This is a genomic window from Citrobacter amalonaticus, from assembly GCF_037053465.1.
Lineage (GTDB): Bacteria > Pseudomonadota > Gammaproteobacteria > Enterobacterales > Enterobacteriaceae > Citrobacter_A > Citrobacter_A amalonaticus_H.
On the sequence record NZ_JBALIF010000003.1, the window covers coordinates 177197 to 197429 of the forward strand.

The 20233-nt window shown below is 51.2% G+C and carries 21 protein-coding genes and 1 riboswitch; of the genes, 5 read left to right on the plus strand and 16 right to left on the minus strand.

The genetic code is table 11. The features are described 5' to 3' along the window. Positions 1–22: 22 nt before the first annotated feature. A riboswitch (TPP riboswitch) is annotated at positions 23–122 on the minus strand. 312 nt (positions 123–434) lie between these two features. From WB371_RS06385 to WB371_RS06425, 9 genes are all read right to left on the minus strand, one after another. Continuing rightward, positions 435–1217 carry a PapG chaperone-binding domain-containing protein gene (locus tag WB371_RS06385; RefSeq protein ID WP_336219253.1) on the minus strand — a complete coding sequence of 261 codons (783 nt, stop codon included), beginning with the start codon at positions 1215–1217 and terminating at the stop codon, positions 435–437. Between the two features lie 15 nt (positions 1218–1232). Next, positions 1233–1760, minus strand: coding sequence for a fimbrial protein (locus tag WB371_RS06390; protein ID WP_336219254.1), 528 nt, complete (start codon positions 1758–1760; stop codon positions 1233–1235). A gap of 10 nt (positions 1761–1770) precedes the next feature. Next, positions 1771–2253, minus strand: a complete 483-nt coding sequence (locus WB371_RS06395; protein WP_336219255.1) for a fimbrial protein — start codon at positions 2251–2253, stop codon at positions 1771–1773. Further along, the gene (locus tag WB371_RS06400; protein WP_336219256.1) at positions 2250–2741 is read right to left on the minus strand and encodes a fimbrial protein; all 492 of its coding nucleotides are present in this window, start codon (positions 2739–2741) and stop codon (positions 2250–2252) included. The genes WB371_RS06395 and WB371_RS06400 overlap by 4 nt, the downstream gene beginning before the upstream one ends. An 8-nt stretch (positions 2742–2749) precedes the next feature. After that, positions 2750–3322 (minus strand): fimbrial protein, encoded by a 573-nt coding sequence (locus WB371_RS06405; RefSeq protein ID WP_336219493.1) that lies wholly within the window; start codon positions 3320–3322, stop codon positions 2750–2752. Between the two features lie 32 nt (positions 3323–3354). Continuing rightward, entirely contained in the window at positions 3355–4110 is a 756-nt protein-coding gene (locus tag WB371_RS06410; RefSeq protein WP_336219494.1) for a fimbria/pilus periplasmic chaperone, read from the minus strand. A 41-nt stretch (positions 4111–4151) separates the two neighbouring features. Continuing rightward, a complete protein-coding gene (locus tag WB371_RS06415) occupies positions 4152–6620 on the minus strand; it encodes an outer membrane usher protein (RefSeq protein ID WP_336219257.1) in 2469 nt (822 codons plus the stop codon). Between the two features lie 99 nt (positions 6621–6719). Next, positions 6720–7280 (minus strand): fimbrial protein, encoded by a 561-nt coding sequence (locus WB371_RS06420; protein WP_336219258.1) that lies wholly within the window; start codon positions 7278–7280, stop codon positions 6720–6722. A 64-nt stretch (positions 7281–7344) separates the two neighbouring features. Continuing rightward, the gene (locus WB371_RS06425) at positions 7345–7881 is read right to left on the minus strand and encodes a fimbrial protein (RefSeq protein ID WP_336219259.1); all 537 of its coding nucleotides are present in this window, start codon (positions 7879–7881) and stop codon (positions 7345–7347) included. 834 nt (positions 7882–8715) lie between these two features. On the opposite strand from WB371_RS06425, the gene WB371_RS06430 reads away from it, so the two are divergent. Both WB371_RS06430 and rcnB read left to right on the plus strand, forming a co-directional pair. After that, a complete protein-coding gene (locus tag WB371_RS06430; RefSeq protein ID WP_336219260.1) occupies positions 8716–9297 on the plus strand; it encodes a helix-turn-helix domain-containing protein in 582 nt (193 codons plus the stop codon). A 310-nt stretch (positions 9298–9607) separates the two neighbouring features. Further along, positions 9608–9937: a Ni(II)/Co(II) efflux transporter accessory subunit RcnB gene (gene rcnB, locus WB371_RS06435; RefSeq protein ID WP_336219261.1), complete on the plus strand. Its 330-nt coding sequence runs from the start codon at positions 9608–9610 to the stop codon at positions 9935–9937. Positions 9938–10043: 106 nt separating this feature from the next. On the opposite strand, the gene apbC is transcribed toward rcnB, so the two are convergent. Continuing rightward, positions 10044–11153 carry an iron-sulfur cluster carrier protein ApbC gene (apbC, locus tag WB371_RS06440; RefSeq protein WP_336219262.1) on the minus strand — a complete coding sequence of 370 codons (1110 nt, stop codon included), beginning with the start codon at positions 11151–11153 and terminating at the stop codon, positions 10044–10046. 165 nt (positions 11154–11318) lie between these two features. Between apbC and metG the strand changes: the two genes are divergently transcribed. Beyond that, positions 11319–13352 carry a methionine--tRNA ligase gene (metG, locus tag WB371_RS06445; protein WP_336219263.1) on the plus strand — a complete coding sequence of 678 codons (2034 nt, stop codon included), beginning with the start codon at positions 11319–11321 and terminating at the stop codon, positions 13350–13352. A 31-nt stretch (positions 13353–13383) separates the two neighbouring features. Here metG and WB371_RS06450 read toward each other — a convergent pair whose 3' ends face one another. From WB371_RS06450 to WB371_RS06460, 3 genes are read right to left on the minus strand one after another with little or no spacing between them, the layout of a single operon-like run. Then, positions 13384–13854: a DUF1456 family protein gene (locus WB371_RS06450; RefSeq protein ID WP_336219264.1), complete on the minus strand. Its 471-nt coding sequence runs from the start codon at positions 13852–13854 to the stop codon at positions 13384–13386. A gap of 46 nt (positions 13855–13900) precedes the next feature. Beyond that, positions 13901–14620, minus strand: coding sequence for a two-component system response regulator BtsR (gene btsR / locus WB371_RS06455; protein WP_336219265.1), 720 nt, complete (start codon positions 14618–14620; stop codon positions 13901–13903). After that, complete coding sequence (locus WB371_RS06460; RefSeq protein WP_336219266.1) at positions 14617–16302, minus strand: sensor histidine kinase; 1686 nt, start codon at positions 16300–16302, stop codon at positions 14617–14619. Before WB371_RS06460 ends, btsR begins: the two co-directional genes overlap by 4 nt. 222 nt (positions 16303–16524) lie before the next feature. On the opposite strand from WB371_RS06460, the gene mlrA reads away from it, so the two are divergent. Further along, a complete protein-coding gene (gene mlrA, locus WB371_RS06465) occupies positions 16525–17256 on the plus strand; it encodes an HTH-type transcriptional regulator MlrA (RefSeq protein WP_336219495.1) in 732 nt (243 codons plus the stop codon). 59 nt (positions 17257–17315) lie between these two features. Then, positions 17316–17423 carry a protein YohO gene (locus WB371_RS06470; protein WP_151219811.1) on the plus strand — a complete coding sequence of 36 codons (108 nt, stop codon included), beginning with the start codon at positions 17316–17318 and terminating at the stop codon, positions 17421–17423. Here WB371_RS06470 and WB371_RS06475 read toward each other — a convergent pair. Genes WB371_RS06475 through WB371_RS06485 form a run of 3 tightly spaced genes read right to left on the minus strand, consistent with a single transcriptional unit; the run spans position 17404 to position 20174 of the window. Continuing rightward, positions 17404–18135: an ABC transporter permease gene (locus tag WB371_RS06475; protein ID WP_336219267.1), complete on the minus strand. Its 732-nt coding sequence runs from the start codon at positions 18133–18135 to the stop codon at positions 17404–17406. The two genes, WB371_RS06470 and WB371_RS06475, sit on opposite strands and share 20 nt — an antisense overlap. Next, positions 18119–19066 (minus strand): ABC transporter ATP-binding protein, encoded by a 948-nt coding sequence (locus WB371_RS06480; RefSeq protein ID WP_336219268.1) that lies wholly within the window; start codon positions 19064–19066, stop codon positions 18119–18121. The genes WB371_RS06475 and WB371_RS06480 overlap by 17 nt, the downstream gene beginning before the upstream one ends. Further along, positions 19059–20174 (minus strand): ABC transporter permease, encoded by a 1116-nt coding sequence (locus WB371_RS06485; protein ID WP_336219496.1) that lies wholly within the window; start codon positions 20172–20174, stop codon positions 19059–19061. Before WB371_RS06485 ends, WB371_RS06480 begins: the two co-directional genes overlap by 8 nt. Positions 20175–20233 lie beyond the last annotated feature (59 nt).

The window sequence follows — 20233 nt, forward strand, 5'->3', positions numbered from 1 at the left end:
TTAAAGCTAGAAATTTCTTTTTATTTTCAATGAATAACCGCCAGACTACGCTGGCATTATCCAGATCAGGTGGTACGGGTATTTCTCAGCCCATCAGCGATGGGGCACCCCGAGTCATTTCATCTATAAAACAATCAGTTACACATTAAAAATGTGTAGATATTTAGTGTAACCGGGGCTTAGTCCCAGGAGCAAGAATTTTCGATTTATCACAGTGGTTATCTCACCGGAAATAGGCAAATCACGTATTCAGTCCCCTCAAAGTCTTCACCCGCACGAATAATTAGTCAGTTGATCTCTAGATATTACTATTTACAATAATGCCAGTTGATCAGCTGCATAACGTGAATTCTCAAAATCATTTATTTGTGCGAATAAAATATGAAGATTGTTATAATAATAAAGGGGGAGAGTTCTCTTCCCCAATAACATGATTAATAAGGCATCATAACTAACACACTGGAACCTGTGTGGAACCCTTCTTTTGTAATGCCTGTTAATAAATCTTTGACCTGTATCTGCGAATCACCTTGCGGTAATTCTATTTTACTATTGAGTGGCTGTTCATTTACTGTAATCTCTGATTTGCCGTCATCAAGATAAATATAGCTCTCATTGGAAATAAGATTAAATGTAACTGCTGTGGCATCAGTACATTGAACTCCGACAGATTTAGAAGCGACGTTACCATCAGCTTGTTTTAAAGTGATTGTACCGTGGTCAAGAACGATTTCAGGAGTCGTTATTTTACACCACTCCTCCGCAGGAGGAATCACCATGCAACCTCCTGGAGTCATTACCGTATCCCAACTTGCAAAGTTATAAGCGGCAGCAATGTATCCAACACACTCCTGGAAATCATTACTCCCGGTATGCGTTATGGAGGTGATACCTTTAGCTCCACGGTCATATGCAGAAACTCCTAATTCTGATGCTGTTTTTTTACCATCACCATAATCGTTATTAAGACCGGCCACATAATGTACAGTTTCTTGCCCGTTCTCGTCTTTATGTCTATGTCCTAATTCTACAATCCACTGGTCTGGTATAACCTTATCTCCATAAGGGCCAATATCCATTACCTTTTGGGTAATATAATACATGGCTCCGCCAACATATTTTTCGGTTTTTATAGATGTTATAACTGGATAGTCACTGGCTATCACAAACGAGGAAGCTAATAACAAGGTAAAAAATGCTATAAGATACTTTTTCATGTTGCACCAGATACTTTATTGATAATTTAAAACGAATGTACTTATTGCAGAAAAATCTCCGGCAACAATTTCATTTTTAGATATCGCTATTGAACTAGCTTGTACATAGGCATTAAACTTCAATGCATTGCTTCCGTGGTCCAGATAATACACGTCCCCTGGTTTATTTAACGCTATCGGTGTCCCTTTGGAGTCCTCAAGCCCAATTGCTACTCCTTTTGCACTACTTGCTGGATCCAGTGCAAGCATGTCTACTAATTCATCGTCCGCACTCCCCTCAAAGGTTACGCTTACAGTTTTCATTACATCTGGATCACAATCCTCCAGATGAATTGTAAATGGCTGACTCTTAGTTCGCTGGTACTGGTAAAGGTATTTCACTATCACCGAACCGAAATCAACATGAATATCAGTGTCAATATCAGGTAGCGTGCATGGCTCGGACACTAGTGCTCCGGAAAAATGAACATTGTCCTCTGCCTTCGCAAAATTCAATGCCATAAACCCAGCCAAAACGATGGGGAAAATTGTATAAAATTTCACATCAATCTCCTCAGAAATAATCTGCTCGCAGCGTCATGGTGGCTTCAAAAGCACCTTCATTAAGCGTTACCGAAGGATCCTGAACAGGTACAGCTTCAATTTTCGGTGGTGAGGTCGGGTTAGTGAGAGGTATACGTTCTGCAAAAGTTACTGCCACACCATCCACCAGGATATGGATCCCTAGTCCGGTTTTGTTGGTCATCACTGCAGCAGTATCAAAAGCAGCAGGTGCTGCCGTGTCAACCACAATAGCCAGGTTGTTGACGCTGTATCCTGCATCGCAGTCCACGCTGTAATTGACAGGCTGCTTATAGTTATTGCCATCTATCTTGTTGACACCAAGATTGGTGCCGAAAAACACGTCAATGATTTGTCCGTTGTTGATGGTACATGGGGGAGCCACAAGGGTCCCATGAAATGACATGTTATCGGCAGCCTGTGCGGTCACCGGCAACACTGTTGCCAGTGCTAAGGTTCTGATTAACTGTTTCACTGGTAATCCACCGTCATGGTTGCGCCCGCAGTGAAGCCACCTGTCGGGAGGCGCGCGCCAGGCTGCGCCACGAGTAGCGCTTTCAGCGCAGGTTTAGTGGTAGAACTGGCAAGCGCAAGATTGGTGTTTATTGGATAATCAACCCCATCCGCCTTCATTTTTATCCCCAATTCCGGGATGCTGGTTTTCAATGATTTGTCGTCAAAAGTTGCTCCTGTTCCGCTGATACGCATGACCAGAGTTTTACTTTGATCCGCACTCGTGCAATCCAGCGTGTAGTTCACCTCTTTTTCCACGGAGCCCTTTGCCACATCTGTAGTAATGACGCTGTCACCAAAATCCACATCAATATTCTGGTCATTGTTTATTACACAGGGAGCTGCGTTGACGGTTACATTGACTGTAATTATCGCCGTATTCTGTTCAGCGACAGCCGACTGGCATACCGCCAGAGCCAGAATTATGCCCGGCCACACCAATTTGCTCATGACCTCTCCTACTGATAAATCATGCTGAAATTAACCAGCGCGTGATATGGCCCGGCCACAAATGGAGCAGCCGTGCGTTCTGGCTGCAGGGTGAAGGTCACCTGGTTCTGCCCAGGATTCAAAAGAATACTGTCACTATTGCGCGAGAACATTACCGTTTTCCCGGTGCTGTCACGCAGGCGCAGGCCGATACCGGAGGCGCCCGTGACCTTTATCAGCGCCGGATTGTTATCATCCTGTACCGCCACAAAGCGCGCCTTGTACGGTGGCTGCAGTGAGCTGACGGTGGTGGTCATCGGCGTGATGTTAGTGCTCCAGTTCGCCAGCTCCGGACAGTCATGCAGATAGATATTCACTTTCACCGGCGCTGCGGCTTTACCTACCAGATTCACTTCCGCACGACTGGTACTGCCGAGGTCTACATCCTGCCAGGCCGAGTCCATGCTCATCCGACAAGTATTTTCCTGCAGGTCACCGTGCACAAACAGTGTCCCCGTGTCCACCAGAGGTTTTTCGTCTTCAGCACTGACTGTGCCAGCTACTGCCAGCAACAAGCCTGTGAGCAGAGTGGTTTTCATCATTCCTTTCATGGTGTTCTTCCCTCAGGCGGAGATTATTTGTCTTTCAGCAGACTGGCCGTACATCTGGCGCCACTGCAGGAAAACTGAATTTGCGGACGTCCGCCATAGTCGTTCACGTAGGTCAGTACCGGTGCGTTGCCCAGCGCACTGGCAGAGACCTCAATGGTGCCCTCTCCTTTTGGTGCCACCATTATCGGCCGGAAGCCGACTGGATTGCCGTTTGCTGACGAGCGCCCTTCAACAAGGGTCAGGTAATACGGGGTGGGGTTGTTCACTACATATTTATCGCCGTTACGGGTCAGTGTCACCTTCTCCACCCAGTCACCTTTCGCAGCCTGGGTCTTGTCCAGGGCAATCGCTGCAGGTCGGTAGAAAAGTTTGATGCGGGTCTGCAGGGCGATTTGTAGAGTGTTTGGCTTGTTGCTGCGCGGCGGAATTTCACGCAGGTTGAAATAGAACAGAGACTCACGGTCCTGCGGCAGCGCACTCAGCGCCGGGCTGGTCTGCACCTTCACCTGGCTTTTCGTGCCAGCCTCCAAACGCTGCACAGGCGGCAGCACGGTCAGAGGTGAGGAGATCTTGTTACCCTGTGCATCCTCAATCCAGCCCTGGGCAAGGTACGGCAGATTCTTGTTCTCGTTGCTGATGCTGAGGCTGACCGATTTCTCGCCGCCGTTTACAATCACGCGGGTGCGGTCCAGCGCGATGGCTGCGCTGGCCTGCTGTGCAATCACGAGACCACTCAGGGCAATAGCCAGAACGGAAAGGGTGTTTTTGCGATTTAACATTTTCATCTTATTCACTCAGTTAATAATTTCTATGTCGTCACTCACTGGCATGGCAGTAACAGATTTCCGTTCTGATTCAGTCCTGTTAATTTCTCCGGTACGGTGACGATGCACTGCACCCTTCCGTCCCAGCTTACATCCAGTTTTGCTCCCGGCTTCAGGCCGGAGAGGAACGTCTGGCCTTCGTCGTTAACGATACCGGTTTCCTGTTTCTCAGCGTTCTGTACGCTGGCACCAAACGGCGGGAAGCTGCCATCTGCCAGGCGAATAATGCCCATCGCTTTCTCCCCGGAGATGACGTTAAACTTCCGGTAACCGATCGCGCCCTCTGTCAACGTGGCCTGGGCCACCGAGGCAGTAGCTTCGGCGTTATCCGGCAGGTTATTAATGTCGATGCTCAGGTTGTTTTTGTAGTAATCGCTGACTTCAGTGATCACTGCCTTGCCAAAATGGTTAGTACGAGTGCTGTCGCTGTACCCCTGTACCGGAATGTCTGCCGCGTCGCCGGTATCCACCATCACGCGGGTCCCGCCCAGGTTGTTTGCACGGTGCAGAGCCGCGCCATGGGCGGTTGCCGTCATCCCGCCTCGCACGGAAAGCCCGACTGAGGAGTACTGGTTATTCTGGTAATCGACGTTGGCGGTAATGTCGGCCATATCCGCCGAATGGTCGTAATACCCGCTGAGGGTACCGCCGTCGTCGCTGCCACCTGCCGCAATACGGTAGTTATCGCCATTTTTCAGATGGTCGTAATACGACAGGTTATGGGAATTAGTGTCCCCGTTCACCGAACCGTTATAGCTGAGCGAACCGGATTCTCCCCACGGCACGGAAAGCGACAAATACATACCATCGTCATTCTTACCATCAAACTTGTTGCGGTATGCGGTCAGCGAACCGTTAATGTTTTTCCATTTCCCGATGTCGAAATAACGCGAGAGCGACAGGTTGTAACGATCTTCTGCCGGATTGTTCCAGTAAGTCTGATGCGAATAGTTCAGGTATAAGGAAAGCCCCAGCGATTTGAACTGCTGGCTGAAAGTCGCCGTGTACATCTCCCGGCTCTGCATAAAGTCATCCTGGCTCGTCGTGTAGTTCAGGTAGTCGTTAAAACTCATGTAGCCTTTTTCAGAGAAACGATACCCCGCGAAAGTCACCTGACTGCCGGTGTCATCAAAGCGTTTTGAATAGCTGACTCGGTATGACTGGCCATGACGATCCTGATCTTCCAGCTTCGCGTCTGAGCGGGTCACGTCGAATGCCAGTGCGCCCAGTACCATCAGATCGCGGCCAATACCGGCCGCCATAGACAGATAATGCTTGCTGCTTACTGCACCGCCGTACAGTGACCAGCCGTTGCTGATCCCCCAGGAGAATTCACCCGAACCAAAGGCATCGCCTTCGGTGCTGTGATCGTAGCTGGTTGGTTTACCGGCAAACACCTTGTAGCGCACGCTGCCCGGACGGGTCAGGTAAGGGATGCTGGCGGTGCTGACCTTAAATTCCTGTACTGAACCGTCCTGCTCCTGCACCCGCACATCCAGCATACCGGAGACCGTATTATTCAGATTCTGTATGGCAAACGGCCCGGCAGCCACTTGGGTTTCATAAATCACCCGTCCCTGCTGGGATATGGTTACTTTGGCATTGGTTTTCGCCACGCCAGTCACCTCAGGCGCATAGCCGCGCAGGTTCGGTGGCAGCATATTGTCATCGGAAACCACGCTGGCGCCAGTGAAGCGAAAGCTGTCAAACAAATCCGAATTGAGAAAGTCCTCACCTAGCGTCAGCTTTGCTTTCAGAGCGGTTAGTGCGCGGTAGAGATATACCCGGCTCCAGGTCCATTGTTTCTGACCGGAATCGTCATCTTCACCGGTCTGATTGTCATAGTTGGTTTGCCAGTCCGCGCGGGCACGCCAGGCGCCCAGATTGGCGCCGAAGGTGCCGTTACCGGAGAGGCTATTATCATCGCTTCCGTGCTGGTTCTTGCGGGCCTGGGCATTGAGGTTATAGTCTGCCAGCAGGCCGGGTATGCCCTCGTCCCACATGCTGCTCGGCACCCAACTGTCATCGGTGTATTCCACATATGCTTGCGGTACGCTGATGTTCAGCGTTTCGGCACTCAGATCCGGATTCACTTCTACGCCCTTGAGAGCAGTGATGTCCACGCACTCATTGTTATGCCAGAGGGTGAACGCCTTAGCACTGTCCTCTTTGAAACCGAGCTTTTTCACTATTTCCGGTGTAAAACAAGCTTTCGAATCCTTGCCGTCGTTCCCATAGGAATAAACAGATATCGGCTGTTCTTCCAGCTCGTTCTGGTTAATCTTAATTTTAAAGGTGTACTCACCCGGCATAATATAGCCACGCCTGGAGAAGTGGCTTAAATCGATATTCGCTTTATCCTTAATATCGAGCACATCCGTATTAAATTGGATATCATCCGCGGCATGCACACTTCCGTGACAATAAATAAACACACAGACGGCCAGTACTGACAGTTTAGCCATCCTTGTACAACAATCATTTTTTAATTTTGCGTAATCCATATCGCCACACCAGTCACCAGACAGTCACATCACAAGAAAAAACAGTGTCCGAACCTGAGCTCAGAAATATTCAATTCTGTACCGAATAATGGCGCTATAATCCCCCACAACTAAACTGCGCATCGTATTCCTGAGCCGGAACTGGTAGTTCAACCGATTATCGGCCACTGACGTCTGTCGCCAGGGTACGGATTTCCCGGGATGAATTATTTCTCCATGGCTGTCCTGTAGCTGTAATGCCACACCGCCGGCATTGCCGCTGACCCGAAAAAAACCTTCATCATCATCCCCGTCAAAAATAATATTCAGATATTGCCAGCCAGCAGATTCATCGGGAGAATCCAGCGAACAGTTTGTTAACTGAATAGAAAAATCCTGAGGTTCACCTGTACCGGCTCTTTTAATATGTCCGCGAGTTTCCTTGGGCATGGTAATCTCCTGGTAACTGTCTCCGGTATCAATATCACAGGCGCTGGAAAGAATTGAGCCATTAATATTAACGCGTCCCGATAAGGCCGGATCAAACTCAGAAGAGGGATTAATGTTCGCCGATGTTCCCTGTGCAGCGAAAGCCGTTACGGTAATTAAATACGTCAGTACGGCGTAGATTAATTTACTCATAGTTTCCGGTTCTGATATTTAAAACGCCTGCGAGGGGCAGGCGTTTCCAGCACAATCGCTGGGCTTACTGGTATGCGAGGGTAAAATCAGCGATCGCAGTGAAATCACCCGGGGTGATAGTGGCAGTAGCGCCATCACCCTTCAGATAAGCAGAGAAGAGCAGAGTGTTGTCACCGTCCTGCAGCATGTGAGGATCAGTTGCTTCACCCAGCTTGATCTGCTTACCGTCACCGTTGGTCAGGATAATGCTGGCACCTTTGGCATCACCAGTAATCCCCAGAGAACCTGCGGTTGCACCTTCCGCACCGGTAAAGGTGGTGGTGACCGTTTGTGAGGTGGCATCAGTACAGTTTTCCAGCTTGATCACGAAATCACGAGGCACTGAAGTACCGTCCTTAGTGCCACCATTTTCTAGTGCCGCATTAGAAATTGCACCGAGTTTAACGGTCTGATCCTGCGTGTCCGGGGTGATTGAGCATGGCGCATCGATAATAGAACCAATGAACGTCACTGTTCCGTGGCCCTGATCGGTCGCATTTGCATTCGCCATTACAGCACCACTGATCATTGCAGCGATAAAAGCAATCTGTTTCGTATTCATATAAAAATCTCTTTATTAAACATCCGTTTTACGGACACCAAGGTTTACGGATACCCAGGCCATCCGTTTTATTGATACCATAGTAATCCGTTTAATTGATACCATAGTAATCCATTTTATTTATATTATATTTCTTGTATCGGGCTTCTCTTACAAATAACGCACCAGCCCTGTAAAAATTAAGGTTCATGAATTATCATCACGCCTTAATTCGCCGAAAACTATATGTCCCGATAATTACCCTTACAAATCTAAATTGATCCAAATTTAGACTAGCAATACCCGCCACATTTATGTAATCATCTCCGGGTATTTATTAAAAAATCTAAACATGGATCGAATAGTATTAAGGACTGATGGTTAATGATGCTACACTTATTTATTCTGATGGATAAAGAGGGAATAACATGAAGAGTTCATCACATAAAAATATACAACTAGCAACAAATAGCAACAATCCGGTTATATTTACCTGCTTTGAGGAATTTCGTGAATGGTACCTGAAACTTTATGACTTCAGTATGTTTTCCGAAAAAGACATCAGAGATGTACTTCAGGAGGAAAAGCCAGACCATTATCCCTGTTCGCCATTAATCATTGATGCTTATTATAGTATTTTTATTTAAATACAGATAATATTGCTATCCACGTAGTTTAAAAGACATCACATGAAATGTTACCATCTGGATAAACGGTATTTTATTCATAAAAATTGATGAAAACTTGACCTATCTACCGCGCTTATTTTTCAGTAAAAATAATATTAATTTTAAATCTATGGCAACTATTAATATCAGATCAACACGAACCAATCCGGATCATCTGCTCGAGTTGATGGAAAAGCTTGCTCCGTTTTTGCAGTATCAGCGTGTTGAAGTAAATACCCGTTATATCATCACGGCGCAGCAGCAATCTCGTTGCTATTTTATCCGCTCCGGGGCGGTCTCCATGTACCGCCAGCCGGATGATATTCTGATTGATCTGTTTGATGCCCCCACCCTGCGTGGCGCGATCGCCCTTCCATCGGAGACCCTTTCAACATACGTCATCAAAACCATCCTCCCGTCCGAGATAGCGATGATTGAGCGGGAGAAATTGTTTGTCCTGCTCACAGAACACAACCTGTGGGAGCTGTTTGCCCACCATCAGTTGGCTATCGGCAGTATGGTGACTGAGAAGATGTTTAAACTCATTTCCCCAACGACCTATAATATTGTTCGCCATCAGCTCTACGAGCTGATCAACCTCCCAGCGGACATTCGCGAAACCATTCTGACGGAAACCTATATCCGCAGTAAAACCCTCCTCTCCCGCAGCGGGATTATGCGTATCCTCTCGGATTTAAAGGATGGGGGATATATCGTTATAGTGAAAGGCATTCTGAAAGAGATTCATCACCTACCCGAGAGTTATTAATCCTCTACCTCCTCCACATCTTCCCTGAAACGAAATCGGGGAAGCCTGACATAAGAGCCCGGAGCCTCTTAAAGACAGTATCGTGTCGTTTTAACCAGTACCGGTAACTGAAAAGTGTATTTCCAGAGCGGAACAAAGGCTGACCGGGTCGTGACCCAGGCCCAAATTAAGGGCAATGTCGGGAAAAAAGCATTTACATTTTTTACCAAATCATCAGGAATCTAACAATCCAGCGCTTGTCAGTTATGATAAGGGCCGGGAAAGATACACGACTGATTTTGAGCGTCCAAACAGTGGAGAGCGAAGAAGTATGAAGAATAAAATGGTGATGGGTGCGCTGCTGCTCGCATCCAGCGCGGTCTGGGCCGCACCTGCTACGACAACCGTCGCTACAAAGGGGATTGATCAGTATGAACTCAGCGGATTTATCGCTGATTTTACCCATTTCAAGCCCGGTGATACTGTGCCGGAGATGTACCGTACTGACGAGTACAGCATCAAGCAGTGGCAGTTACGCAATTTGCCCGCACCGGATGCCGGAACGCACTGGACCTACATGGGCGGCGCATATGTGTTGATCAATGATACGGACGGTAAAATTATCAAAGCTTACGACGGCGAGATTTTCTATCACCGCTAAAATGCCCCTCACTACTTGAGGCTGCATAACATCTGTTTGACTGACACTCTCACCACAGGAACCTGATGTTCCTGTGGTGAAATAAGAGAGATAAGCGGATGACGCGTCAGACGGCGCGAAAAGCAATCTCACCGGGAATGACTTCCCCCTGCCAGTAAAGCTGCGCAGCAACCCGATCGGCCAGGTCACGATACATGGCCGTGAAATCACTTTCCGGACGGCTGATAACGGTTGGCGTTCCGCGATCGAGATCTTCACGCAAACTGATATGCAGCGGCATCTGCCCCAGCAACTGCGTATGATACTGCTCCGCCAGTTTTTGCGCGCCGCCGGTGCCAAAGATTGGCTCATGATGACCGCAGTGGCTGCAAATATGCATGCTCATGTTTTCGACGATACCCAGAACAGGCACTTCCACTTTTTCAAACATGACGATGCCTTTTTTGGCGTCAATCAGCGCGATATCCTGCGGCGTTGTGACCACAACAGCACCGGTGACCGGAATGTTTTGCGCCAGCGTCAGCTGGATATCCCCTGTTCCAGGCGGCATATCCAGCACGAGGTAATCCAGCTCCGGCCACAGCGTTTCCTGCAACATCTGCATCAGCGCTTTGCTCGCCATCGGGCCACGCCACACCATCGCATTATCATCGGTAACCAGATAGCCAATCGAGTTAGTTGCCAGACCGTGAGACATGATTGGCGCCATGTGGGTGCCATCCGGCGAGGTTGGACGCTGGTTTTCTGCGCCCAGCATGGTCGGGATCGAGGGCCCATAAATGTCGGCATCCAGAATCCCGACTTTCGCGCCTTCCGCAGCGAGCGCCAGCGCCAGGTTTACCGCCGTCGACGATTTACCCACGCCGCCTTTACCAGAACTCACCGCGATAATGTTCTTCACACCGTTCACGCCCGGCTGGTTTTTCACGCGTTTCAGCGTGGCAATAGTGTGCGAGAGTTTCCAGTCAATCGCCTTCGCCCCGGTAATACGCAACAGGTCGGCGCTACATTGCTCTTTTAACATCTCAAACGCGCTGTTCCAGACGAACGGCATCACCAGCTCAACGTGCAGCGTGTCGTCCATCCAGGCGACATGGTGCAACGCCTTCAGCGTCGTCAGATTATGCTTCAGTGTGGGGTGCTGAAAATTCGCCAGCGTCCCGGCGACCATCGCGCGCAGGGTCTCTGGTGATTTGGCCTGGGATTGTGCGTTCATCCCGACTCCTTTTTGTTGTTCTGAAAAGGTCAATTGTAGCGGGGTAGTTTACTCCAGCAGTCACAATTAATCATTTATGGTTTAATGCCCTTAATCCTTGGCGTAGTTATTCCCTTTCAGGTAACATCAAAACCCCCTTTCAACAGAGAAGAAGTAACATCCACTATGACTCAAGTCGCGAAGAAAATTCTGGTAACGTGCGCGCTGCCGTACGCCAACGGCTCAATCCACCTCGGCCATATGCTGGAGCACATCCAGGCTGATGTCTGGGTCCGTTACCAGCGAATGCGCGGCCACGAGGTCAACTTCATCTGCGCCGATGACGCTCACGGCACGCCAATCATGCTGAAAGCGCAGCAGCTTGGCATTACCCCGGAGCAGATGATTGGTGAAATGAGTCAGGAGCATCAGACCGATTTCGCCGGGTTCAACATCAGCTATGACAACTACCACTCCACGCACAGCGATGAGAACCGGGAGCTGTCTGAGCTCATTTATACGCGCCTGAAAGAGAACGGTTTTATTAAAAACCGCACCATCTCTCAGTTGTACGATCCGGAAAAAGGCATGTTCCTGCCGGACCGTTTTGTGAAAGGCACCTGCCCGAAATGCAAATCGCCGGACCAGTACGGTGATAACTGCGAAGTGTGCGGCGCGACCTACAGCCCCACGGAACTGATTGAACCGAAATCCGTGGTGTCTGGCGCGACGCCGGTGATGCGCGACTCTGAACACTTTTTCTTTGATCTGCCCTCTTTCAGCGAAATGTTACAGGCATGGACCCGCAGCGGCGCGCTGCAAGAGCAGGTCGCAAACAAAATGCAGGAATGGTTTGAATCCGGCCTGCAGCAGTGGGATATCTCCCGCGATGCGCCCTATTTCGGCTTCGAAATTCCGCATGCGCCGGGTAAATATTTCTACGTCTGGCTGGATGCGCCTATCGGCTACATGGGTTCTTTCAAAAACCTGTGTGATAAACGCGGCGATACCACCAGCTTCGATGAATACTGGAAGAAAGATTCAACTGCCGAGCTGTATCACTTCATCGGCAAAGATATCGTTTACTTCCATAGCCTGTTCTGGCCCGCCATGCTGGAAGGCAGCAACTTCCGTAAGCCGAGCAACCTGTTCGTCCACGGTTACGTCACGGTCAACGGTGCGAAGATGTCGAAATCACGCGGCACCTTTATCAAAGCCAGCACCTGGCTGAACCATTTCGATGCCGACAGCCTGCGCTATTACTACACCGCGAAGCTCTCTTCCCGTATCGATGATATCGATTTGAATCTGGAAGATTTCGTGCAGCGCGTAAATGCCGATATCGTCAACAAAGTTGTTAACCTCGCCTCCCGTAACGCGGGCTTTATCACTAAGCGTTTCGATGGCGTACTGGCGTCTGAACTGGCCGATCCGGCGTTGTACAAATCCTTCACCGACGCGGCAGCCGTGATTGGCGAAGCGTGGGAAAGCCGTGAATTCGGTAAAGCGATTCGCGAGATCATGGCGCTGGCGGATGTGGCTAACCGCTACGTTGACGAACAGGCGCCGTGGGTGGTCGCCAAACAAGAAGGTCGCGATGCAGATTTGCAGGCAATCTGCTCGATGGGCATCAACCTGTTCCGCGTGCTGATGACATACCTGAAGCCAGTACTGCCGACGCTGAGTGAACGCGTTGAAGCGTTCCTCAATGCTGAACTGAGCTGGGATGCTATTGCACAACCATTGCTTAGCCACAAGGTCAACACCTTTAAAGCGCTGTATAACCGTATCGACATGAAGCAGGTTGAAGCCCTGGTTGAAGCCTCGAAAGAAGAGGTGAAAGCGATGGCTGCACCGGTTACCGGCCCGCTGGCTGACTTCCCGATTCAGGAAACCATTAGCTTTGATGATTTCGCCAAAGTCGATCTGCGTGTCGCGCTGATTGAAAACGCCGAGTTCGTTGAGGGCTCAGACAAACTGCTGCGCCTGACGCTGGATCTGGGCGGCGAGAAACGCAACGTCTTCTCCGGTATTCGTTCAGCCTATCCGGATCCGCAGGTCCTGATTGGTCGCCATATGGTCATGGTCGCCAACCTGGCACCGCGTAAAATGCGCTTCGGTATATCGGAAGGAATGGTGATGGCCGCAGGTCCTGGCGGAAAAGATATCTTCCTGTTAAGCCCCGACGAAGGCGCAAAACCGGGACATCAGGTGAAATAAGCGAAAAGCCGGAGAATCTCTCCGGCTTTTTTTATGCTTTCGCGTTGTGAAGACGGTGAGTCAGGCCGCGCAGGAAATAGCGCAAAAACTGGTCGCCGCACTCGCGGTAGTTTTTATGATCCGGCGCGCGCATCATGGCAGTGATTTCCGGCATTGAGACGCGTACGTTCTGCTGAGTCATGATCGCCTGAATATCATCGGTTTTCAGTGAAAAGGCAATGCGCAGTTTTTTCAGCACCGTGTTGTTATTCACGCGTCGTTCAATCGCCAGCTCCGGCGCAGAGTCATCTTTGCCACGCTTTTCGTAGATCAGTCCATTCAGAAAACCGGAAAGGATAATATCCGGACAGCGGACAAATCCTTCCTCATCTTCTTTCGTCATCCAGGTGTCGAAACCCGCAGACGTGGATTCCATATCGGCAAGCGCAAGAATGCGCACCATATCGTTATTATTGGCTTTCAGGGTGTAGCGCAGGCTACGAAGAATATCATTACTAAGCATAGAGCCTTCAACAGTCGGTGATGCAATGGCGCGCAGTGTACCAGTTTTACAGGCCAATGGCCTCTTTCAAACTTTTCAGATAACGGCGGCTGACAGGAACGGTTAATCCATTGCGCAAAATCAACTCGGCCTGACCGTTATCTTCCAGACGAATTTCCTGTAAATGCGCCATGTTGACCAGATACTGCCGGTGACAACGCAGCAGCGGCGTTCGGCTTTCCAGCGTGCGCAGCGTCAGTTCCGTAAAGCCCTCTTTCCCTTCGCTGCTGGTCACATATACGCCGCTCATACGGCTACTGACGAAGGCGACATCATCCATTTGCAGAAGATAAATCCGGCTGTGCCCGCTACAGGGAATAAACTTCAGCGCCTGCTGATTTTCTGCCAGTAGCGACACGTCCTGCTTGCTGCGTTCCTGGCGCAAACGGCTCAGGGTTTTCTCCAGCCTTCCCTCTTCAATGGGCTTGAGCAGGTAATCAAAAGCATGCTCTTCAAAAGCCTTAATCGCATACTCATCAAAGGCGGTCAGAAACACAATATACGGGCGATGTTCCGGATCGAGCATGCCGACCATTTCCAGCCCGCTGATCCGCGGCATCTGGATATCCAGAAACAGCACATCCGGACGCAGCTTATGCACCGCGCCAATCGCTTCAACGGCGTTGGCACATTCGCCCACAATGTCGATATCACTTTGTTCCTGTAACAGGATCCGCAGATTTTCCCGCGCTAACGGCTCATCATCCACAATCAGCACTTTAATCATGCGTTCTCCTCCAGGGGAAGTCGTAGGGTTATTCGGGTAAAGCAATCCGGTTCACAGGCCACGCTAATGCCGTAATCATCGCCAAATCGTTCGCGCAGACGCTTATCCACCAGATTCATCCCCAGACCGCTGGCCTGGGTGCTGGGTTGATACAACCCGGCATTATCCTCAATATCCAGCATCAGATGCTGCCCCTCCTGACGGGCGGTGATGGTCACTTCACCGGTTCCCAGCAACTGCGACGTCCCGTGCTTAATGGCGTTTTCAACTATCGGTTGCAGGGTGAAGGCTGGCAATTGCTGATGCGACAGATCATCCGGCACGTTTAAATTCACCTGCAAACGCGACTGGAATCGCGCTTTTTCAATTTGCAGATAGGCGTTGACGTGCTCGATTTCGTCGGCAAGCGTCACAATCTCAGACGGGCGCTTTAAGTTCTTACGAAAGAAGGTAGAGAGATACTGTACTAACTGGCCGGCCTGTTCACTGTCTCGCCGGACAACGGCTTTGATGGTATTGAGCGCGTTAAACAGAAAATGGGGATTAACCTGCGCGTGCAGCAGCTTAATTTCCGACTGGGTCAGCATCGCTTTCTGGCGTTCATATTGCCCGGCCAGAATCTGTGCCGAAAGCAGTTGCGCAATCCCCTCGCCCAGCGTGCGGTTGATGGAGCTGAACAGGCGATTTTTCGCTTCATACAGTTTAATGGTGCCCATCACCCGCTGGTTTTCACCGCGTAACGGGATAACCAACGTCGAGCCCAGTTTGCATTGCGGATGCAGCGAGCAGCGGTACGGCACTTCGTTACCGTCGGCATACACCACTTCACCGGTCTCTATAGCCCTTAACGTGTAGCTGGAGGAAATGGGTCTGCCCGGCAGATGGTGATCGTCACCAATACCGGTAAAGGCCAACAGTTTCTCACGATCGGTAATCGCTACCGCGCCGATATCCAGTTCCTGATACAGCACCTGCGCCACTTTCATGCTGTTCACTTCGTTGAATCCCTGGCGCAGAATACCTTCCGTTGACGCCGCCACTTTCAGCGCGGTGGCAGAGAACGCCGAGGTGTATTTTTCAAACATGGCGCGCTTGTCGAGCAAAATGCGCATAAACAGCGCCGCCCCGACGGTGTTGGTCACTATCATGGGCGCGGCGATATTACTGACCAGCCGGTACGCATCATCAAACGGGCGGGCGATCAGCAAAATGATCAGCATCTGGACCACTTCCGCGACAAAGGTAATTGCCCCCGCCGTCAGCGGACTGAAGACTTTATCGGTGCGTCCCCGTCGCGTCAGCACGCTGTGAACCAGTCCGCCCAGCAGTCCCTCAACAATGGTAGAAATCATACAACTGAGCGCGGTCATCCCGCCCATTGAATAGCGATGCAACCCGCCGGTCAGCCCGACCAGCCCACCGACGACCGGCCCGCCGAGAAGCCCGCCCATCACCGCGCCCATCGCGCGGGTGTTAGCGATAGAGTCATCAATATGCAGGCCAAAATAGGTGCCGAGGATACAGAAAATAGAGAAGGTGACGTAGCACAGCAATTTATGCGGTAAGCGGACGGTCACCTGCATCAGCGGGATGAATAAACGCGTTTTACTCATCAGCCATGCGATAACCAGGAACACGCACATCTGCTGAAGCAGCAGCAACACCAGATTAAAATCGTACATACCCGCAAACCACACTTCGATTAAAACCGCGTAACATACATCGGCAGCGTTGATCTTTCTTTGAACTGTTGCAAAAAAAGATGAATTCGTGAGAACGATCACTCAAAAGAGCTCGTGTGGCTACACTACCACCCTTCTGTTGATTAAAAAACAGACAAAACTACCTGGTTCGAAAAAGAGCGTCTAAAGTTAGACTGGGACCTCGCGAGCAAGGGTGAAATGATGGCGCTTTACACCATAGGTGAAGTGGCTTTGCTTTGTGATATTAACCCCGTCACGCTCCGGGCGTGGCAGCGGCGTTATGGATTACTGAAACCGCAACGTACTGACGGCGGTCACCGCCTGTTTAATGATTCAGATATCGACAGGATCCGGGAAATCAAGCGCTGGATCGACAACGGCGTGCAGGTCAGCAAAGTTAAAGTGTTATTGAGCAATGAAAACGTCGATCTGCACAACGGCTGGCGTGAGCAACAGGAAATCCTGCTGCATTATCTGCAAAATAATAACCTGCACAGTCTCAGAGTCTGGATCAAAGAGCGGGGACAAGATTTTCCCGCGCAAACGCTGACCACCCATCTTTTTATTCCATTGCGTCGGCGCTTACAGTGCCAGCAACCGACATTGCAGGCACTGTTGGGCGTTCTTGATGGCATCCTGATTAACTACATCGCTATTTGCCTTGCCTCCGCCAGAAAGAAACAGGGTAAAGATGCGCTGGTAGTGGGCTGGAATATTCACGACACCACGCGTTTATGGCTCGAAGGCTGGGTTGCCACACAACAGGGGTGGCGTGTTGACGTGCTGGCTCATTCGTTAAACCAGTTTCGACCAGAGCTGTTCGAGGGTCGCACTCTGTTGGTATGGTGTGGAGAGAACAGGACACCTGCCCAGCAGCAGCAACTGGATGCCTGGCGCGCAGCGGGACACGATATTTACTCCCTTGGCATTTAATGATTCATTAACAGTCGCGCTTCTCTGTATAATCTCCTGGTTAACATAAGGAGAACATCATGAATGCAGCGAAAATCGGGGTTATCACCCTCTTTCTCTTAATGGCCATCGGCGGCATTGGCGGCGTTATGCTTGCGGGCTACACCTTTATTTTGCGTGCCGGCTAAGATGCTGCACTAAACGCTCAAACAGCCGGTCGACAATGATCGCCGCCAGCGCAACCAGAAGCGCCCCCTGGATGATATAAGCGGTATTGAATCCGCTCAGGCCAATTATAATCGGCGTACCGAGGGTGCTGGCTCCCACCGTGGACGCAATCGTCGCGGTGCCAATATTGATAATCACCGACGTCCGAACCCCTGCCAGAATCACCGGCGCCGCCAGCGGCAGCTCAACCTTACGCAACTGCTGCCCCCGACTCATCCCCATTCCGCGCGCAATGCTGCGCACACTTTCCGGAATAGACCCCAGCCCTGCCAGCGTTGCCTGCAATATTGGCAACACGCCATACAGAATCAGCGCGATAATCGCCGGCTGTTGACCAAATCCCATCACCGGAACCGCAATCGCCAGTACCGCGACCGGCGGGAAAGTTTGTCCCACCGCCGCAATGGTCTCCACCAGCGGGCGAAACTCGGTTCCCCAGGGACGTGTCACCACAATCCCTGCCCCCACGCCAATCATTACCGCAAACAGGCTCGACACCGCGACCAGCCATAAATGGGCCAGCGCCAGCGCGAGAAAACTCTCCTGCTGATAAACCGGACGGGGCAATTCAGGAAACAAACTGGCAAACAGGGCCTGGCTGTGAGGGAGCCCCAGCAGCAGCAACAGAAAAAAGAGTATCAGCCAGAGCAGCGGATCACGCAGTCGTTTCATGAGCCTGCGCCTTTGAAAGCAGATCGCGAAAGTGTAGCGTGCCGCAGGCGATACCCTGTTGATTCACCACGGGTAACACTTCACAACCCCGAGCGACAAACACCGAAAGCGCGTCGCGCAGCGACATCTCTTCAGCAAGCGCTTCTCCGGGAACTCGTTCGTCCCGTCGCACATAATCCGCCACGCTACGCAGCGACAATAACCGCACGCCAAGCTCGCTGCGACCAAAAAACTGTTGCACAAAATCGTTGGCTGGCGACGTCAGCATCGCCAGCGGCGTTCCCTGCTGGATAACCTCACCGCCGTCCATCAATACCAGATGTTCCGCAAGGCGCAGCGCCTCATCAATATCGTGAGTTACCAGCACAATCGTTCGTCCGAGCAAGCGGTGAATGCGCGCCATCTCCTGCTGTAACGCCCCGCGAGTCACCGGATCCAGCGCGCCAAAAGGTTCATCCATCAACAATACCTGCGGATCGGCAGCCAGCGCGCGTGCGACGCCGACACGCTGTTGCTGTCCGCCAGAGAGCTGATGCGGATAGCGCTCGCGTAATCCCGCCTCCAGGCCGAGCAGCGACATCAGTTCATCCACCCGCTCATCGATTTTTTTGTGCGGCCATTTCAGCAGTTGCGGCACGGTGGCAATGTTCTGCGCCACCGTCCAGTGTGGGAACAAACCAATCGACTGTATGGCATAGCCCATCCGCCGACGCAGTTCCAGCACCGGCAGATTGCGAATCTCCTCCCCGGCAAAACGGATCCTGCCGCTGTCATGCTCCACCAGCCGGTTAATCATTTTAAGCGTGGTGGATTTTCCCGACCCGGAGGTGCCAATCAGTACGGAAAAGCTGCCTTCCCTGATGTGCAGATTGAGATCGCGAACCGCTTTCTGATCTCCAAAAGTTTTACTGACGTGGCTAAATTCAATCATGCCGGGATACCTTTAGCAGAGCGATGCCTAAATCAAACAGCGCATCAATGAGTACCGCCATCGCAATAACCGGGATGACGCCCAACAGCACCAGATCCACGGCGCTGCTGAGCAGCCCCTGAAACACCAATGCGCCAAAGCCTCCGGCGCCAATCAGCGCGGCAATGACCGCCATCCCAACGGTTTGTACCATGACCACACGCAGGCTACGTAAAAAGACCGGCAGCGCCAGTGGCAACTGAACGTGAAGAAAACGCTGCACCATACTCATCCCCATTCCCCGCGCGCTTTCAAGCACCTCGCGGGGAACCTGGTTCAGCCCGGCGACAACACCGCGTACCAGCGGCAGGAGCGCATACAGCACCAGTGCGATCAGCGCAGGCGCCAGACCAGTTCCCGCCACGCCCACCGTGGCAAGCCAGGGGAAAGCGTTCACCAGTCCGGCAAGCGGCGCAATCAGCAGACCGAACAGCGCAACGGAAGGAACGGTTTGAATCACATTGAGGACGGTAAATACCGGTCCCTGGCGTGAGGCAGAGAAATGACACCAGAGTCCGAGGGGAATACCGATGACCATCGCAGGCAGAACAGTGCCCAGCAACAGCGTCAGATGCTGGGCCAGCGCATCATTAAAAACATCCTGACGATTAGCATACTCTTTGAGTAAAGAGAGGTCGTCAAACGCCCCGGTCAACAAAAATATGACCGGCACAATCGCAATCTGCGCATGTAAAACCCACCGCCAGAGCGGTTGCGCCGTGATACGCCGGATAGCATCGCTACAGGCCAGCAATCCCAGCGCTAATCCCAGCCAGAGGCCACTTCCCACGCTGGTTCGCGCCAGTGGCGTCCCCATGTCTGCCAGATGCGACGCCGCCTTCCCCACGCTCCACAGCAGGAGGATAACCAGTAACTGTGCCACCAATAACGTTAGCGCTGCCCCCTTTTTTCCTGGCACAAAACAGAGTGTCAGCAAGGCGCAGCCCGCGCCGATAATAAGGGATAGTGAACCGGGCCAGATAGCCCAGAGATGACGCCCTTCGCCGGAGACCAGGCGATTGGGCGCATAATTGACAAACGGTAGCGCTACGGCAATGAGTGCAAGCATGACCAGCAGCAACAGAACGCGATTAACACTGACTTTTGACACAACACCTGACCTTTTTC

Bases quoted from the DNA above. Each gene is read 5' to 3' on its own strand.
- WB371_RS06385 (WP_336219253.1), bottom strand. From the start codon at position 1,217: ATGAAAAAGTATCTTATAGCATTTTTTACCTTGTTATTAGCTTCCTCG.
- WB371_RS06400 (WP_336219256.1), bottom strand. From the start codon at position 2,741: ATGAGCAAATTGGTGTGGCCGGGCATAATTCTGGCTCTGGCGGTATGC.
- WB371_RS06405 (WP_336219493.1), bottom strand. From the start codon at position 3,322: ATGATGAAAACCACTCTGCTCACAGGCTTGTTGCTGGCAGTAGCTGGC.
- WB371_RS06410 (WP_336219494.1), bottom strand. From the start codon at position 4,110: ATGTTAAATCGCAAAAACACCCTTTCCGTTCTGGCTATTGCCCTGAGT.
- WB371_RS06415 (WP_336219257.1), bottom strand. From the start codon at position 6,620: ATGGCTAAACTGTCAGTACTGGCCGTCTGTGTGTTTATTTATTGTCAC.
- WB371_RS06420 (WP_336219258.1), bottom strand. From the start codon at position 7,280: ATGAGTAAATTAATCTACGCCGTACTGACGTATTTAATTACCGTAACG.
- WB371_RS06425 (WP_336219259.1), bottom strand. From the start codon at position 7,881: ATGAATACGAAACAGATTGCTTTTATCGCTGCAATGATCAGTGGTGCT.
- WB371_RS06430 (WP_336219260.1), top strand. From the start codon at position 8,716: ATGGAAAAGCTTGCTCCGTTTTTGCAGTATCAGCGTGTTGAAGTAAAT.
- rcnB (WP_336219261.1), top strand. From the start codon at position 9,608: ATGAAGAATAAAATGGTGATGGGTGCGCTGCTGCTCGCATCCAGCGCG.
- apbC (WP_336219262.1), bottom strand. From the start codon at position 11,153: ATGAACGCACAATCCCAGGCCAAATCACCAGAGACCCTGCGCGCGATG.
- metG (WP_336219263.1), top strand. From the start codon at position 11,319: ATGACTCAAGTCGCGAAGAAAATTCTGGTAACGTGCGCGCTGCCGTAC.
- WB371_RS06450 (WP_336219264.1), bottom strand. From the start codon at position 13,854: ATGCTTAGTAATGATATTCTTCGTAGCCTGCGCTACACCCTGAAAGCC.
- btsR (WP_336219265.1), bottom strand. From the start codon at position 14,620: ATGATTAAAGTGCTGATTGTGGATGATGAGCCGTTAGCGCGGGAAAAT.
- WB371_RS06460 (WP_336219266.1), bottom strand. From the start codon at position 16,302: ATGTACGATTTTAATCTGGTGTTGCTGCTGCTTCAGCAGATGTGCGTG.
- mlrA (WP_336219495.1), top strand. From the start codon at position 16,525: ATGGCGCTTTACACCATAGGTGAAGTGGCTTTGCTTTGTGATATTAAC.
- WB371_RS06470 (WP_151219811.1), top strand. From the start codon at position 17,316: ATGAATGCAGCGAAAATCGGGGTTATCACCCTCTTTCTCTTAATGGCC.
- WB371_RS06475 (WP_336219267.1), bottom strand. From the start codon at position 18,135: ATGAAACGACTGCGTGATCCGCTGCTCTGGCTGATACTCTTTTTTCTG.
- WB371_RS06480 (WP_336219268.1), bottom strand. From the start codon at position 19,066: ATGATTGAATTTAGCCACGTCAGTAAAACTTTTGGAGATCAGAAAGCG.
- WB371_RS06485 (WP_336219496.1), bottom strand. From the start codon at position 20,174: ATGCTTGCACTCATTGCCGTAGCGCTACCGTTTGTCAATTATGCGCCC.